We start from the raw sequence: 15,771 nt of genomic DNA, 5'->3' as shown, positions 1-15,771 counted from the left end.
TATCATGAGTATTTCCACATCAGGGAATTCTTCCCTTGACACCATACGAGCTTCCTACCAGACCACTGATAGCGACAAGGCTGAGAAGGAAGATACCCTGGGAAGGGATTCCTTTTTAACCATGCTTGTGGCCCAGCTCCAGAACCAGGACCCTTTGAATCCCATGGACGGCACGGATTTTTCATCCCAGCTGGCCCAGTTTTCCCAATTGGAGCAATTGATGAACCTGAATGAATCCATGGAGAACCTGGCCACCTCTTCTTCCAATGAATCGGAAAAAGACCTGGTATCCTACATGGGCAAACAGGTGACCGGGGAAATTGATACCATGGAGGTTGAAAACGGGGCGGTGTCCAGCGGATTTTACAACCTGACAGACGCGGCCGATGTGATCATCAATATCACCGATGAGTCCGGGCAAACCGTCAGAACCCTTTACCAGGGAACCAATGAGCGCGGAGCCCATTTGATTTCCTGGGACGGAACAGATACCAACGGCGATGCCGTGGACGACGGTAGCTATACCTATACCGTCCTTGCCAATACCGGATCCGGGTACCAGGAACTGCCCACCACGGTCACCGGCGTTGTGGAAGGCATTGCCTACAGCAACGGCAATCCCTATCTGGTGGTCCAGGGGTTGCTGATGAGTCCCGGATCCTTGACCTCAGTGGCGGATACGGAGACGGAAACCAGTGACAATACCTCCATTCTCGACTACCTGGGCAAGACCGTCACCTCTGAATATCCCATTATCTCTGTGGAAGACGGGGTCATGGAAGGAACGGATCTGGAGTTCAGCCTTGAGCAGACCGAGGAAGTAACCATCAAGATCTACGATGTCTTTGATGATTTGGTCCAGACCATCACCCTGGATGAGGAGGATGTGGCCGGCGGAGAGAATGCCGTACACTGGGATGGAGTGGGGTCAGACGGATACCATGTGGATGACGGATTGTACTATTACAAGGTGTCCACTTCGTCCGGCACGGCAAAGACATCGGTCACAGAAGAGGTTTCGGGCATCAAATATGCCAACGGAACCCAGTATCTCGTGCTCAAGGACAGCGGCCGCCTGGTGGCGGTTTCCAACATCTCGGAGATCAACAATTAGCTGGGAAATCAGCATCTTGAGTTTTATATAAGTACAGGAGAGGGAAAATGTCATTATCGAGTTCATTATTTACAGGGACCAGCGGCCTGAAAAACATGGGAAACGCCTTGCAGGTGGTGGGTAACAATATCTCCAACCTGAACACCATCGGGTTCAAGCGGGGACGGGCCACCTTTGCCGATACCCTTTACGAGTCTGTTGCCACCCAGGGAGGGAGCGACCAGATGGGCCGGGGCATGGCTGTGGGTGATGTCTCCCAGAATTTTTCCGACGGGTCTTTTGAGTCCACGGGCAATGCCACGGACATTTCCATCGGCGGTAGCGGGTTTTTCATCATGCGCCAGGCCAATTCCGAGAATACGTTCTATACCCGGGCCGGTAACTTCTTTTTTAACAAAGAAGGCCAGCTGGTCAACCCGGAAGGATATGTGGTCCAGGGCTGGAATCTCGATGAAGAAACCGGGGAGGATGTCGGTGCCATTACCGATCTTGTTTTGAGTGCGTTTTCAAGTCCCCCAAAAAAGAGCACCAGGGTCACGGCCATCACCAACCTGGATGCGGATTCCAACAGCAACGCACCGGTGCTTTCCAACAGCTGGAACGCCGGCTCTGAAATCTATATGAATTCCACTCAATATGAACATCAATGCGTTATCAAAGCGTACGATGCACTGGGAAGCACCCACGATATTACCATCTACTATGATAAAAAATCCGGCACCGAATGGGAATACGTGATCACCTGCGACCCGGAAGAAGATAACCGGAACCTGGTTCAGGGTACCGATGCCAAGGGCCTGCTGGCCCGGGGAACCATCACCTTCAGCCAGAGCAGCGGCGAAGTCCTGGATATCACCATGAGTGAGTTCACGGGCCGGCTCGGCAATTTCCAAGCCATCGGCGTCAACACCGTGGATGACGTTGAGTACAATATCTTGAACTACGAGGAACTGGCCCTTGACGGATACGGGTTTGCTTTTGAATTTGACGGTGCCACCTGGGATTTTGTGGATGTGGATAACAACGGCATCATTTCGGCGGATGAAAAACCTGATAATTATGCCAATGCCACCATTGTATATTCCGATAACCAGGAGATCCGCCTGGTCCTGAACCAGACCGATCCCACCCAAACCGATCCGGACCTTATCATTAAACTGGATGAGCCGGCCCTGGCAACGGACACCATCGGGTTTGACATCAACAACAAAAATGACCTTCATAAACAGGATGTCAATGTAAAGTCTTTTTTTGGGGATAAAGTGAATTCAGACAACAGAACCCTGGAAATCAACGATCCTTCTGTGATGACGAGAGATTCCTCCGGCCTGGGGATTGTCTGGAATCCCAATGTCAACGGAACGGGCGAAGGACAATGGTATTGGAGCAACCCGGAAGTTGCCTATTCCGCCGGCACCCTGGTATCAGGCATTTCCATTACAGGTACGGCCGGTACCCTGGCCACCACAGCCTCAACAACGGTGATCAACAATCCGGCCGACCTGTCCATGTATGCCGAAAATATAAAACTCCGGTGGGACAGCGGCACCTGGGACTGGAACGACGCGATTAAAATCTATGATTTCACCAATGACTTCAGCGGATTAAGCAACTCACAAAATACCCCGGACCTGACCATCGTGACCCAGGGAGCCGAAGGGGCCATTGCCACCGATACTGCCTTACCCAATACTCCGGAACTTCACTGGCTGGCAGCCACACAGGAGTGGTCATTGACCACAGCCGCCGTTGCCGTGACCTCGGCCCAGGTGGGAAATACTTTTATTGCCATTGATCCTGCGGCCAGCAACTCCACAGATGTGGTATTTGATATCTGGTACGCGAGTTCGGCGGATGCCTCAACCGTCAAATATACCTTTGGAACGGCATTGACCAATGCGAACAATGAGACCATCGCTTTCACCATGGATCCCACTCCTCCCGAAGAATACGCGGCTGCTGTCCTGAGTACGGCCGGTACCATTCCGACCCAGGGATTCGGCATAGACTTTAACGGGAACGGATCCAAGGACATCACCTTCAGTCCCACGGCAGGAGGCGGAACGATGACTCCGCCGGATGTGTACACTTTTGTCTTTGATACGGACCCGGACGTGCCCCCGGCCGAATATGCCAATGCCACCCTCAAGGGGGACCGGGAAGAGGCTGTGATCGACCTTGACGGTTCGGGCAACGACTCGGACAATGACGACATCCGGTGGGTGTTTGATGACCCCCTGGATTTAGGAGGCGGCACCCGGCCCTGGGTGGACAGAAACGAAATTGATTTCGATATTCTGGGGTCTACGGCATGGACCGAGATCGACAAGAGTGAGATTACAGATACCGGTTACTACGCCTTTACAGCGGATTTCCTGGGCGGCGAGTACGGGTCCACCGAGACCAAACTCGAGCTTGATATGGGAAGCGTTTACAAGGATAACAATTTTGTCAACGGATCCCAGGCAACCACACAATACTCCAGAGCGTCGTACACCCGATTCCAGGATGCCGACGGGTATTCGGCCGGGGACCTTGATGGAGTGGACGTGTCTTCCGACGGCGTCATGACAGGTATTTATTCCAATGGCGAGTTGATTCCCCTTTTCCGGATCGGGCTGGCAAAATTTCTGAACAACTATGGCCTGAACAGCGAGGGGGGGAACCTTTTCAGTGAGACAAGGGAAAGCGGCGGTGCAATTACCAACAGACCCGGTGAAAACGGGCTTGGGACTCTTGCGCCCAATTCCCTGGAGATGTCCAACGTGGATATCTCAGAGGAGTTTGTTTCCATGATCACCAACCAGCGCGGGTTCCAGGCCAACTCAAAGACCATTACCACTGTGGATGACATGATGCAGACCGTGATCCAGATGAAGCGATAGACCTAATGCCTCCCTAGGCTCTGCCCTGATCCAGGGCAGAGCCCTTTCAATAACCGGGGCAGGTCTTCAACCGGTCTGTCCCCCGGTGATTGTCAAAGATTTGACAGATCCTTCCTTTATTTTTTCCCCTGCCATTTTAAAAAATCATGCCCTGTGCCGGGTTATTGAAAGCATACAACGCGGGCGCCGGCCCAGTGGGTTGAACCCATCCCAACCTCTGCGGCACCGTTGAGAACAAAGGATCCTGACCTTTAGCAGAATTTAAAAACTTTGCAAAATCCCTCCATTCTTCATATAATTGAGGGGCTGAGCCGGGAAGAATCCAGGGGAATGATTCACCTGGCACAGGGATTGCTTAATTAACAGATGATTGTGGGCCATATCCAGGGGACAAAAATCCCGGACGGGCGGGTTGGTTCGGACTGTCAATTGAACGGGGGATGCTTTGGCTGAAGACCTTTTAGATGAGATCGAGGAACCCGAGAGGGATCACACCGGGGAAGATTCCGGTAAGGAGAAACCGGATCCGTCCGGAAAAAAGGGGCTCCTAGGAAAAATTCTGGGCAACCGAAAACGAATGGTTCTATTTCTGGTACTGGTTCTGGTGATTTTCGGGGCAATCGCCGGTGCCTGGTTTTTCTTTTTTTCCGATCCTTCCAATGAAGAGACCGGCACCATGGGCAAGTCCGGGACGGTGGAAGATGGTAAGCCGGAACAGGAAGAAGTTTTTCAGGATATCGTCACATTTGAGTCCTTTGAAAGGCTCCCCTTAAAATCCGGATCCACAATGGAACGGATCAGCCTTTCCCTCTCCCTTGAACTCATGGACTACAGGTACCAAATGCAGGTATATTCAATGGAGGACAGGATCAGGAGAATCGTTCAAAATCAGGTCCGGGAACTGGCATGGCTTGAACTGAGAAGTCCGGAAGGAAAGATCCGGCTGAAATATGAGCTGCTCAAAAGCATAAACGCTTTATTTCCCAAGGCCATGGTCAGGAATCTATATTTTACAAATTTTATAATGCAGTGATGAACCCATGAGCGAAATTCTATCCCAGGACGAAGTTGACAGTCTATTGGACGGCCTGGATTCAGGCGAGGTCGAGACCGAGGGGGACGCAGAAAAACCGGCCGAGACTGTAGAAGGGGTTCTGGCCTATGACTTCACCAGCCAGGACAAGGTGGTCCGGGCAAGGATGCCCACCTTTGATGTGATCAACGAGCGGTTGTCCAGGGAGGTCCGGGCAACCCTGTCCTCCCTGCTGCAGACCAACGAGTCTGTAGAATAAGTCATTTTTAGGCGGTAGTCATTTGCCGCTATGAAATTATTCTCAGCCTCTTGTTTTTTATTATTCTATGTTAATTCTGTCGTTAAAATCGATTACGCTATTGTAACTGTCTCTTAAGACCGCAATATCAGCCTCTGATAAAGAGAGATCTGTTCCCCCATGCCCTTCCTTTATGTGGCTGGGATCGAACCATACCGATGTATCTTTTTCAAATTATGCAAAGCGCAGAACAGCAGCCATTGACAATTAACCTTGATTTTCCCTCTCAAAGTGAACCTGTCCAACTTTATCGTATGCCGAATATGGCCAAACACCGGTTCTACTGTCCCGAGCCGCTTGGAATAAATCATCCGACCCAAGGCGGAGTCGATTTTTTGTTTCATCCTTTCCGTGGCTGTGTCCGGGGCATCTTTGTTCTTTGTCCCGCTATGAAAATATGCCACCGATCTCTTGGGAGATCTGTCTGGATGACGAAGGCATTTTGATCTGAGCTTACAAGGGCCGCAAGCGGATTTAGGCGCCTTGAATCGCGTTACAAAATTGCCATGGGTATCGAAACCTCTGCCACTTCGGTAAAGCCGCTTTCCGGCCGGACACATGCAAAATTTAAAATCAGGATCAAAATAGAAGTCTTCTTTTGAATACAATTGGGATTTTTTCCGTTTTCCTGCGATCTCTTTACGATGCCTTTCTTTGTAGCGGTCATTATCTTTAAACCGGGGATCTCGTTTGCGGAACCGGTTATCGGCCACATAGGCGTCAATCCCTTCTTTAGCCAGCATATCCATATTGTCCTTGGTGTGAAATCCGCTGTCTGCTGTCAAAAGGGTCTTTTCAAAAACACTATCTTCCAGATTGCCCTTTGTGGATTCAATCATCGGTTTCAACAAATCCTGTTCTGGCCCTTTTCCATAGGCTTCGGCACCCACAATCACTTGATGTTTGCTGTCCACCATGGCCAGGCCGTTGTATCCCTGGATATAACCCTTTGATGATTTCATTTTGGCAGAATCGTTATCAGTGATGTTGGACTTTATGGGTTTGCCACCGGCACCCGGTTTATCATCATTGTCGTTTACCCATTCACGGATCTTTTTAATCTGCTTTTGAAGCGTTGCCATATACTTTGCATCGGACTCGATGATATTGTTTTTCTCTTCAATGTCATCGATTTGCCGGTGCTTTTCAATGATATGTTCTATGGCTTTTTCAAGTTTAAGGGCTTTTTTCTTAAAATCGGCCTTGGTGCCGCTCCATTCCTTTGAGGCATTGGAAGGCAGCTTACAGCCGTCCACAGCAAACATTTCCCTGCCGATCAGGTTCATCTCATCGCAGATAAGGATGATTTCTTGAAACAGAGCGACAGCCTCTTCATCCTGGCTGGAAACAAAATCAGCGATGGTCGTGAAATGAGGTCTTGTATGAGCGGACAGGGCCATGAAGATAATGTTTTCTTCGCAGCATTGGGAGATTTTCCGGCTGGATGTGATCCCCCTTGAATAAGCATAAAGAATTATTTTTAAAAGGATCCTGGGATCATAGGCAGGAGCCCCGGTATCATCGTTTTTATACCGTTTGTCGAAAACACTCAAATCCAGTTCATTGTCAATCAAATGACTGAGGGTATATTCGAATGTGCCCGGCAGGATCTGTCTGTCAAAATAGACCGGAAGGAAAACACCTTGATCGTATGAATAGTCTTTATATTTGGCCATTTTTTACTCTTGTCTGGTCTGCGGTTTTTCTATCTGTTTTGAAGAAAAATCTAGCACAAATTGATAAGAATCTCCAGTGCTTTCAGGCTTTTTCTACAGCCTCAACGTGGATGTGAGCGCCAACCCCTTTGATACCCTGAAGTTTTCAGAGTTTGTCCGGAGCCTGCCCGTTCCCACCAGCCTCCATGTTTTCAGGATGGAACCCTTGAGGGGGCACGGGCTGATCGTTCTTGAGAGTCAGCTGGTCTATAACCTCATCGATACCTTTTTCGGCGGGGAGGCTTTGGGCAAAGCCAGGGTGGAGGGACGGGAGTTCACCACCATAGAAGAGGTCATGATTAAAAAGGCGGTTCTGGCCGTTTTGAAGAATATCGAAGCCTCATGGGTCCCCATTGAGCCGGTAAAGGCTTCTCTGATCCGGTCCGAGATGAACCCCCAGTTTACGGCCATTGTTTTGCCCACGGACCTGGTCATCGTGACCCGGTTTGAAATTGAACTGGAGCAGTCGGCCGGAAATCTCGTGGTCTGCTATCCCTATTCAATGATCGAACCCATGCGCAATAAACTCTCCTCAGGGGTTCAGGCGGAAATCGAGGAAATCGACACCAACTGGCTCAAGATGATCAAAGAGGTGATCCTCAATTCCGAGGTGGATTTGAGGATCCAGCTGGGGAAAACCGAAATCACCGGGGAAAGGCTTCTCTATATGCAGAAGGGGGACGTGATCCAATTGGATAACGATGCCACAGACCCGTTGAGCTGTTATGTGGACGGGCTGGAAAAGCTTAAGGGATTTATCGGGGTCCAGAGGGGATTCCAGGCATTCCAGATACAGGACAAAATAATTACAGATTGCGAGAATTAACATGGCTGAAGAAAACGAAGTTGAAGACGAAGCCCAGGAGACCGAGGTTAGATCCGAGGAACAGAGTTCAAGGGAACTCGATTTTATCCTGGATATTCCCCTGGAGCTTTCCGTGGAATTGGGAAAGACCAAGATGCTGGTCAATGATCTGCTCCAGCTGGGACAGGGGTCCATTATCGAGCTGAACAAACTGGCCGGTGAACCTTTGGAGGTCTACATCAACCGGAAGCTCATTGCCAGGGGAGAAGTGGTGGTGGTCAATGAGAAATTCGGGGTCAGGCTCACCGATGTCATCACCCCCATAGACCGGGTAAAATCCCTGGCATCCGAGGAAGGATGAACACAGACTCTGAAATATGGATCGCCTTTTTCAGAACCTTTTCCATGCTTTTTCTGGTTCTGGCCCTGCTTCTTCTCATTTTTTATCTGCTCCGGCGGTTTTCAGCCCGGAAAGGGCTCAAAGGTTCAGGACAGCTCATCCGGGTCCTGGCCACCCACCATCTTTCCCCAAAGGAAAAACTGGTCCTGGTCAATGTTATGGAAGAGACTATCCTGATCGGGGTGACCCCTTCCGCGATTTCAAAAATTTCAACCATGGATAAGAGCGTTTCCATATCTGAAGACAAGATGCAGGAAAAAGGCGGTTTTTCCGGGTTTCTGGGCCGGGCCCTTGGAAAGGCACCCGGACCTGTTTCCGGAAAGGAAAATGATCTAAAAGAGGCCGGGGAAAATGAGACTTAGGCAAGATTCCATATACCGGATCATGGCATGGGGCCTGTTACTGTTGTTTCTCCTGCAGGGAACCGCCCTGGCCGTTACCTTTCCCATCCCCTCCCTTGAGCTGAACGTGAAAACAGCCACCGAGCCGGAAGAGGTGGCAGTGGTCCTGGAAATCATCGCCCTCTTGACGATCATTGCCCTGGCACCGGCCATCCTTATCCTCATGACCCCCTTTACCCGGCTGGTGGTGGTATTCCATTTTCTTCGCCAGGCCATGGGAACCCAGACCAGTCCGCCCAATCAGGTCATTGTCGGGCTGGCCCTTTTCATGACCTTTTTCATTATCAAACCGGTTGCCCTGGACGTGTATAACCGGGCTCTCAATCCCTATCTGGAACGGGAAATAACATATGAAACCGCCTTTGATGAGGCCCAGAAACCGATCCGTAAATTTTTGCTTCTCAATACCCGGGAAGCCGACATTGCCCTGTTCGTTAAAGGGGCGGACATGAAAAAACCGGAAACCCGGGACCAGGCATCCCTGCTGGTACTGATTCCGGCCTATGTGATCTCCGAGTTGAAAACCGCATTTATTGTCGGGTTTGTTCTGTACATCCCCTTTCTTGTCATTGATATGGTTGTGGCATCGGTTCTCCTGGCCATGGGCATGATGATGCTGCCTCCCGTGATGATATCCCTGCCCTTTAAGCTCATGCTCTTTGTCCTGGTGGACGGGTGGCATTTGATTGCAGGGTCTTTGCTGAAAAGTTTTGGAGTATAGACATGACCCCGGAATTTGTTGTGGAATTTGCCAAACAGGCCATTACATTGACCATTTACCTTTCCATGCCCATGCTGGGCCTGGGCCTTCTTGCCGGACTTGTGATCAGCGTGTTCCAGGCCGTTACCCAGGTCCAGGAGATGACCCTGACCTTTGTACCCAAGATAATTGCAGTGTTTCTAGGGCTGCTGTTCGCCGCCCCCTGGATGCTTGAAAAACTGATCACCTTTACCCGGCATGTGCTTGAGAATATCCCCATGTATATCCGTTAGCCATGGAGATCCTCAACATCATAGACCCGGTCCAGTTCAGAACCTATATGCTGGTTCTGCTCCGGGTGAGCATTGTTTTGTTTTTATTGCCTGTGTTTTCCGGCAATGTCTTTCCCGCCATGCTGAAAACGGGACTGGCCATGGTGATTTCCCTTCTCCTCTATACGGTGGTGCATGTGGATTTGGAGCGCTTTCCCATGGATGTGGTCTCCACAGGGCTGCTTATGGGGGCCGAGGCCCTGATCGGACTGACCCTGGGGTTAAGCCTCAGGATCTTTTTCGGTTCGGTCCAGATGGCCGGCCAGGTCATCGGATTTCAGATGGGATTTGCCATGATCAATGTGGTGGACCCCCAGACCGGGGCCAACGTATCCATCATGGACCAGCTCGGATACTGGGTCTGCATTGTTGTCTTTCTTATTTTCAACGGCCACCATATCATGATCATGGCCCTGGTGGACAGTTTCGACCTGGTCCCCCTGGGATTTTTCATGGCCCAGAAGGTGGTCATGGTTAAAATGCTTGAACTGATGGGAGATCTATTTGTCCTGGCCGTTAAAATCGGCGCCCCGGTCATTGCCGCACTCTTGTTCGTCAGCGTTGGATTTGGATTGATAGCCAAGTTTTCCCCCCAGATGAACGTCATGATTGTTGCATTTCCCCTGAAGATCATCGGCGGACTGCTTCTGTTCGGGCTCTCCCTGGAGATCATCGTCATCGTGACCCGGGGGTATGTTGAAGGATTTAGAAAATTACTCATGTATTTTCTGTTTTTTATCGGCGGAGGATAAACCATGGCTGAAGATCCTGAGAGCGGCGGAGAGAAAACCGAGGACGCGTCGTCGCGAAAGCTCGGCAAGGCCCGGGATGAAGGACAGGTCGCCAAGAGCGTGGAAATTCCCTCTGTCTTTGTGCTCATGGCCGGTGTGGCCGCCATGTATGCCTTTGCCTTTTATTTCTACCAAAATCTGATGGGTGTTTTCCAATTTAACTATAATTTCCAGGGAGTGCCGGATTTCACCCGTCTGGAGGCCATTCGCCTCTTGTACGTCCATACGGAAAAAATTCTCATGACCTGCCTGCCGGTATTCGGGGCGGTTTATCTGACGGCCTTATTGGCCAATTTTGCCCAGGTGGGGTTTGTGGTGTCCTGGAAAGCCCTTGAACCCAAACCCTCCCGTCTGGATCCCATCAACGGATTCAAACAGAAATTTACCTCCAGGGCTGTGGTGGAATTTCTCAAGACCTTGATCAAGGTGGGCGTGGTTTGCCTGGTGTGCTATTATGCCATTAAAGGAGAGCTGACCGAGATTTCGAGGCTGTACGACAACAGCACCGGTGCCATTCTCCTGTTCATCCTCAAGGTGTCTTTCTGGATCTTTATCAAGGTCTGCCTGATCATGATCGTCCTGGCCTTCCTTGATTACGCCTACCAGAAGTGGAAATTTTTAGAAGATCAGAAGATGACCAAAAAAGAGGTCAAAGATGAGACCAAACAGACGGAAGGGGATCCCATGGTCAAATCCAGGATCCGCCAGCTCCAGCATGAGGCGGCCAGAAAGAGGATGATGGCCGATGTGCCGGAAGCCGACGTGGTGGTCACCAACCCCACAAGGCTTGCCGTGGCCCTGAAATACGACAGGGAGGAAATGGATGCTCCCAGGGTTCTGGCAAAGGGTGCCGGGCCCATTGCGGCAAATATCCGGAAAATTGCCAGGGAAAATGATGTTCCCCTGGTGGAAGATAAGGAGCTGGCCCGGAATTTGTATAGTCATGTAGATATCGGCAAGGAAGTTCCCGTGGAATACTACCAGGCCGTGGCTGAATTGCTGGCCTATGTGTATGGTTTGAAAAACAAGTAAGGGAAAAGATGACATTTTCTTGGCGCCTGGCCGTCAAGGGTTTATCAGGAGTGTGAATGGCAGCGGAACAAGTCGGTTTCATAGCAGGGCTAAAAAGAGAGTCTTCGGACATTGTAATGGTCCTGGCCTTTATCGGCATTCTAATGGCCATGATCCTGCCCCTTCATCCCATTATTCTCGATTTTTTTCTGGCCTTGAACATCTCCTTTGCCATCGTGGTGCTCATCACCACCATGTATACCACAAAGCCCCTGGAATTTGCCATTTTCCCCTCCCTGCTTCTGGTTCTGACCCTGTTCCGGCTATCCTTGAATGTGGCATCCACCCGCCTGATCCTTCTTCACGGCAGTGAAGGACCCATGGCGGCCGGGGCCATCATCATGTCCTTCGGAAATTTTGTGGTGGGGGGAAATTATGTGGTGGGCCTGGTCATCTTTATCATCCTGGTGCTGATTAATTTTCTGGTCATCACCAAGGGTGCGGGCAGGATTGCAGAGGTGGCGGCAAGGTTCACTCTGGACGCCATGCCGGGCAAGCAGATGGCCATTGACGCCGATCTCAATGCCGGCATGATCGATGAAATCGAAGCCGGGGAGCGGCGCCAGGCCATTGCCCGTGAGTCGGAATTCCACGGGGCCATGGACGGTGCCTCCAAATTTGTCCGGGGAGATGCCATTGCCGGTATCGTCATCACCCTGATCAATATCGTCGGGGGCTTTATCATCGGGGTGGTCCAGCAGGGCATGGAAATGGGAGAGGCCCTGACCAATTATACCCTGCTGACCGTGGGAGATGGTCTGGTTTCCCAGATTCCGGCTTTGTTGATTTCAGCGGCAGCCGGTCTTTTGGTGTCCCGGTCCGGATCGGAACTCAAGATGGGAAAAGAATTTGCCAAGCAGCTTTTGTCCAGCTCAACCCCGGTCTTTATCGGCTCGGTAATCATTTTCTGCATGGGGCTGATTCCGGGGCTGCCGTCCATTCCCTTCATGACCCTGGGGCTGACCCTGGGAACCCTGGCCTGGTACTTTATTAAAGGGGAAGAAGAGCAGGAGGAAAAAGATCTGATTGCGGCCGAGGCCGGGGCCGAGGAAGAGGCTTCGGGCCAGCCCGAGGATGTGGACCACCTGCTGAGTTTGGACACCATTGAACTTGAGGTGGGGTATGGTCTGATCCCCCTGGTGGATAAGCAGCAGGACGGGACTCTGTTGGGACGGATCCGGGCCATCCGGCGTCAGTTTGCAACGGAAATGGGAATCATCATTCCCCCCATTCATATCCGGGATAATCTGAATCTGGGACCTTCCCAGTACAGGCTCATGATCAAGGGAGTTGAGGCTGCGGGTACGGAACTCATGGTCAACCATCTTCTGGCCATGGATCCGGGCGGTGCTGCCCAGGAGATCGACGGCATCAAGACCATTGAACCGGCCTTTAACCTGCCGGCCCTGTGGATCCCCCTAGACAGGGAAGAAGAGGCCAAATTCGCCGGTTATACGGTTGTGGACAACTCCACTGTCATTGCCACCCACCTGACTGAAATCGTCAGGGCCAATGCCCATGAGCTCCTGGGGCGGCAGGAGGTCCAGCACTTACTGGACAACCTGGCAAAGACAAGTCCCAAGGCGGTTGAAGAACTGGTGCCCAACCTCCTGAGCATCGGGGCGGTTCAAAAGGTTCTCCAGAACCTGTTAAGGGAACGGATTTCCATCCGGGATCTGCTCACCATCGTTGAAACCCTGGCAGACTTTGCGCCCATGGGAAAAGATCCGGATCTTTTGACCGAGTATGTGCGGCAGAGGATTGCCAAGGGCATGCTGACCCCCTATCTTGGTGAAGGCAAAACCCTCCAGGTCCTCACCCTTGACCGGAACCTTGAAGAGATCCTGTCCAAGAACGTGAAGCGCACAGAGCACGGGGCCTATCTTGCCCTGGATCCGGCAATGGTTCAGGAGGTGGTGGGGGCCGTCTCCCGGGAGGTGGAAAAACTCATCGCCATCAACACCCAGCCGGTTGTCATGACCTCTCCGGCCATGCGCCGCCATTTCAGAAAGCTCATAGAGCCTTCTCTACCCAATGTATTCGTTGTATCCCATGCAGAGATAGTGGATGATATAAATTTACAGTCCAGTGGAAAGGTAAGTCTAAAAGATGAATAAAAGGATATTCAAGGCGGCCAATATTCAGGATGCCATTGCCAGTATCAAACAGGAACTGGGGCCTGATGCCATGATTCTTTCAACAAGGAAAATTCCCCGGAAACCCCAGGACCCCTACGCCGGGGAGATGATTGAGGTAGAGGCGGGTCTGAAAAACCCTTCCCCCTGGGAAACGGAGCATGAGCCTGAAATCCGGGAGCCGGCCAGGGACCTTTTAAGTTCGGTAAGGGAGGATATCGTTCAGATCAAGGACATGATCTCCATTGCAGGATTTGGTTCCGGCATTAAAAATATTTTTTCCGAAAATTTTGAGAACATGGGGGTTCTGGCCTCTTTTCTCCGGGCCGGGGTCAGTGAAAAGCTGGCCTGTTCCCTCATTGAAAGGGCAGGCCGGTCCATTGATCCGGGAGTCAATAATAAAACAGGCTCCCTTGCTGACCCGGAAAAGAAAATCAGACAGATGAAAAGAAAGGTCATGGAAATCTGCCTGGACCGGATTTCCGTTACAGAGGGTTTTAAGGAGAATCAGGAGCCACGGCATCCCCATGCTGCGGCTTTTGTGGGCCCGACAGGAGTGGGAAAAACAACGACCATCGCCAAACTGGCGGCCTTTTTGAGTTTTAAGAAGAAGAAGAGGGTGGGATTGATTTCCATAGACAACTTTCGGATAGGGGCTTTTGAACAGCTCAAAGCCTATGGATCCATCATGGGACTGCCCTGCATCCAGGCCTATAATGCCCGGGACCTGTCAAATGCCATGAACCGGATGAAGTCCATGGATACCGTACTCATAGATACGGCAGGACACAGCCACCATGACAGGGAGAAACTGGACGAGATCGTGGGACTGATCCGGGCGGATTTTTCCATATCTGTTCATTTAACCTTGAGTGTTACATCTGAATTGATTAATATGAAAGAAGCGGCATCGGCTTTTTCAGCTCTTGATCCGGATACTTATGTGTTCACCAAGATAGATGAAACCAGAAGATGCGGCAAAATTTTGGACCAGCTGAATGATTATCATCTGCCGGTTTCCCTGTTGACCGACGGGCAGAAAGTCCCTGAGGACCTGATTGTCCCGGACAGGCAGACCCTGCTGAAGATCATTCTAGGAAAAGGACCCGGTTACGGGATTCAACATTGATGTGCATCCGGGAGTCCACAATACCGGGGGGTAACTATTGGATCAGGCAAAAGGCCTAAGGGATCTGGCCAAAAACCATAGAAGGACAAGGAGTGGGACATCCATGGCATCGAACCGCCTTCCAAGGGTCATTGCCGTCACCAGCGGCAAAGGCGGCGTGGGAAAAACCAATATCGTGGGCAACCTGGCCGTTTCCATGGCCGGGACGGGCAAGCGGGTGGTGATCATTGATGCAGACGTGGGGCTGGCCAATGTTGATATCCTCTTCAATCTCAGACCCGAGTACAATATCCGCCATGTGGTCAGTTCGGAAAAGAGGCTGGAACAGGTCATGGTCAGGTCCAAACACGGGGTCGATATTATTCCCGGGGGGTCTGGTTTTGCCGATCTTACCCGCCTCAGTGAGGGAGAAAAACTCAACCTGCTCAGCGAGTTTGAAACCCTGGCGGACAAGGCAGACATCATCCTGGTGGACACGGGGGCCGGGATCTCGGCAAATGTCCTCTATTTTAACTCGGCTGCAGATGAATGCGTGGTGGTGGCAACAGCCGAACCGACTTCCATTACAGATGCCTATGCCCTGATGAAGGTCATGTCCCAGGAATATGGGACCCGGTATTTCAAGCTCATTGTGAATATGGTGGAATCTCAAAAAGATGCCAAACGGGTATATGCCTCCCTGAGCAATGCCCTGGATAAATTTTTAAAAAATGTAGTGCTGGAATACCTGGGCTGCATTCCCTTTGACCGGCAGGTCCAGAAAGCTGTTCAGAAAAGAGGTCTGCTAATGGATCATGCTCCGGATTCAGCCGCTGCCCTGGCCATGGACAGGATCGGTGTTTCCCTGGAGAAGAGCCGCAGGCAGAACGGGGGGAGTCTGACCTTTTTTATGAATAAGGTATTCCAGGCCGGGATAAACAATTGAAAACCGGGAATTGAGATAATCATTGGAAATTGAACCC

15 protein-coding genes are annotated in these 15,771 nt (G+C 51.1%); 14 read left to right on the top strand and 1 reads right to left on the bottom strand.

Annotation, left to right across the window (positions count from 1 at the left end; all coding sequences use genetic code 11):
- The first annotated feature begins 4 nt into the window (after nucleotides 1-4).
- The 4 genes from F608_RS34465 to F608_RS0106015 all read left to right on the top strand — a co-directional run bounded on the left by F608_RS34465 (nucleotide 5) and on the right by F608_RS0106015 (nucleotide 5,291).
- A complete protein-coding gene (locus F608_RS34465; RefSeq protein WP_022664715.1) occupies nucleotides 5-1,114 on the top strand; it encodes a FlgD immunoglobulin-like domain containing protein in 1,110 nt (369 codons plus the stop codon).
- A 47-nt stretch (nucleotides 1,115-1,161) separates the two neighbouring features.
- Nucleotides 1,162-3,999 (top strand): flagellar hook-basal body complex protein, encoded by a 2,838-nt coding sequence (locus F608_RS0106025; protein WP_022664714.1) that lies wholly within the window; start codon nucleotides 1,162-1,164, stop codon nucleotides 3,997-3,999.
- 445 nt (nucleotides 4,000-4,444) lie between these two features.
- Nucleotides 4,445-5,032 (top strand): flagellar basal body-associated FliL family protein, encoded by a 588-nt coding sequence (locus F608_RS0106020; RefSeq protein ID WP_022664712.1) that lies wholly within the window; start codon nucleotides 4,445-4,447, stop codon nucleotides 5,030-5,032.
- Nucleotides 5,033-5,039: 7 nt separating this feature from the next.
- Nucleotides 5,040-5,291, top strand: a complete 252-nt coding sequence (locus F608_RS0106015) for a flagellar motor switch protein FliM (RefSeq protein WP_027362521.1) — start codon at nucleotides 5,040-5,042, stop codon at nucleotides 5,289-5,291.
- Nucleotides 5,292-5,461: 170 nt separating this feature from the next.
- Here F608_RS0106015 and F608_RS0106010 read toward each other — a convergent pair whose 3' ends face one another.
- Entirely contained in the window at nucleotides 5,462-7,006 is a 1,545-nt protein-coding gene (locus tag F608_RS0106010) for an IS1182 family transposase (protein ID WP_022664323.1), read from the bottom strand.
- A 76-nt stretch (nucleotides 7,007-7,082) separates the two neighbouring features.
- Between F608_RS0106010 and fliM the strand changes: the two genes are divergently transcribed.
- From fliM to F608_RS0105960, 10 genes are all read left to right on the top strand, one after another.
- A complete protein-coding gene (gene fliM / locus F608_RS30890; protein WP_022664710.1) occupies nucleotides 7,083-7,871 on the top strand; it encodes a flagellar motor switch protein FliM in 789 nt (262 codons plus the stop codon).
- 1 nt (nucleotide 7,872) lies between these two features.
- Entirely contained in the window at nucleotides 7,873-8,211 is a 339-nt protein-coding gene (gene fliN / locus F608_RS0106000) for a flagellar motor switch protein FliN (RefSeq protein ID WP_022664709.1), read from the top strand.
- Complete coding sequence (fliO, locus tag F608_RS0105995; protein ID WP_022664708.1) at nucleotides 8,208-8,612, top strand: flagellar biosynthetic protein FliO; 405 nt, start codon at nucleotides 8,208-8,210, stop codon at nucleotides 8,610-8,612. The genes fliN and fliO overlap by 4 nt, the downstream gene beginning before the upstream one ends.
- Nucleotides 8,602-9,372 carry a flagellar type III secretion system pore protein FliP gene (gene fliP, locus F608_RS0105990; RefSeq protein ID WP_022664707.1) on the top strand — a complete coding sequence of 257 codons (771 nt, stop codon included), beginning with the start codon at nucleotides 8,602-8,604 and terminating at the stop codon, nucleotides 9,370-9,372. Before fliO ends, fliP begins: the two co-directional genes overlap by 11 nt.
- A 2-nt stretch (nucleotides 9,373-9,374) precedes the next feature.
- Entirely contained in the window at nucleotides 9,375-9,644 is a 270-nt protein-coding gene (gene fliQ / locus F608_RS0105985; protein WP_022664706.1) for a flagellar biosynthesis protein FliQ, read from the top strand.
- Between the two features lie 2 nt (nucleotides 9,645-9,646).
- Nucleotides 9,647-10,435 (top strand): flagellar biosynthetic protein FliR, encoded by a 789-nt coding sequence (fliR, locus tag F608_RS0105980; protein ID WP_022664705.1) that lies wholly within the window; start codon nucleotides 9,647-9,649, stop codon nucleotides 10,433-10,435.
- 3 nt (nucleotides 10,436-10,438) lie between these two features.
- Nucleotides 10,439-11,506 carry a flagellar biosynthesis protein FlhB gene (flhB, locus tag F608_RS0105975; RefSeq protein WP_022664704.1) on the top strand — a complete coding sequence of 356 codons (1,068 nt, stop codon included), beginning with the start codon at nucleotides 10,439-10,441 and terminating at the stop codon, nucleotides 11,504-11,506.
- Nucleotides 11,507-11,562: 56 nt separating this feature from the next.
- On the top strand, nucleotides 11,563-13,662 hold the full coding sequence (flhA, locus tag F608_RS0105970; RefSeq protein ID WP_022664703.1) for a flagellar biosynthesis protein FlhA: 2,100 nt from the start codon (nucleotides 11,563-11,565) through the stop codon (nucleotides 13,660-13,662).
- The gene (flhF, locus tag F608_RS0105965) at nucleotides 13,655-14,809 is read left to right on the top strand and encodes a flagellar biosynthesis GTPase FlhF (protein WP_022664702.1); all 1,155 of its coding nucleotides are present in this window, start codon (nucleotides 13,655-13,657) and stop codon (nucleotides 14,807-14,809) included. The genes flhA and flhF overlap by 8 nt, the downstream gene beginning before the upstream one ends.
- A gap of 103 nt (nucleotides 14,810-14,912) precedes the next feature.
- Nucleotides 14,913-15,734 carry a MinD/ParA family protein gene (locus F608_RS0105960; protein WP_022664701.1) on the top strand — a complete coding sequence of 274 codons (822 nt, stop codon included), beginning with the start codon at nucleotides 14,913-14,915 and terminating at the stop codon, nucleotides 15,732-15,734.
- Nucleotides 15,735-15,771 lie beyond the last annotated feature (37 nt).

The organism is Desulfospira joergensenii DSM 10085, from assembly GCF_000420085.1.
Taxonomy (GTDB): Bacteria; Desulfobacterota; Desulfobacteria; order Desulfobacterales; family Desulfobacteraceae; genus Desulfospira; species Desulfospira joergensenii.
This window is presented reverse-complemented; position numbering and strand designations above follow the sequence as displayed.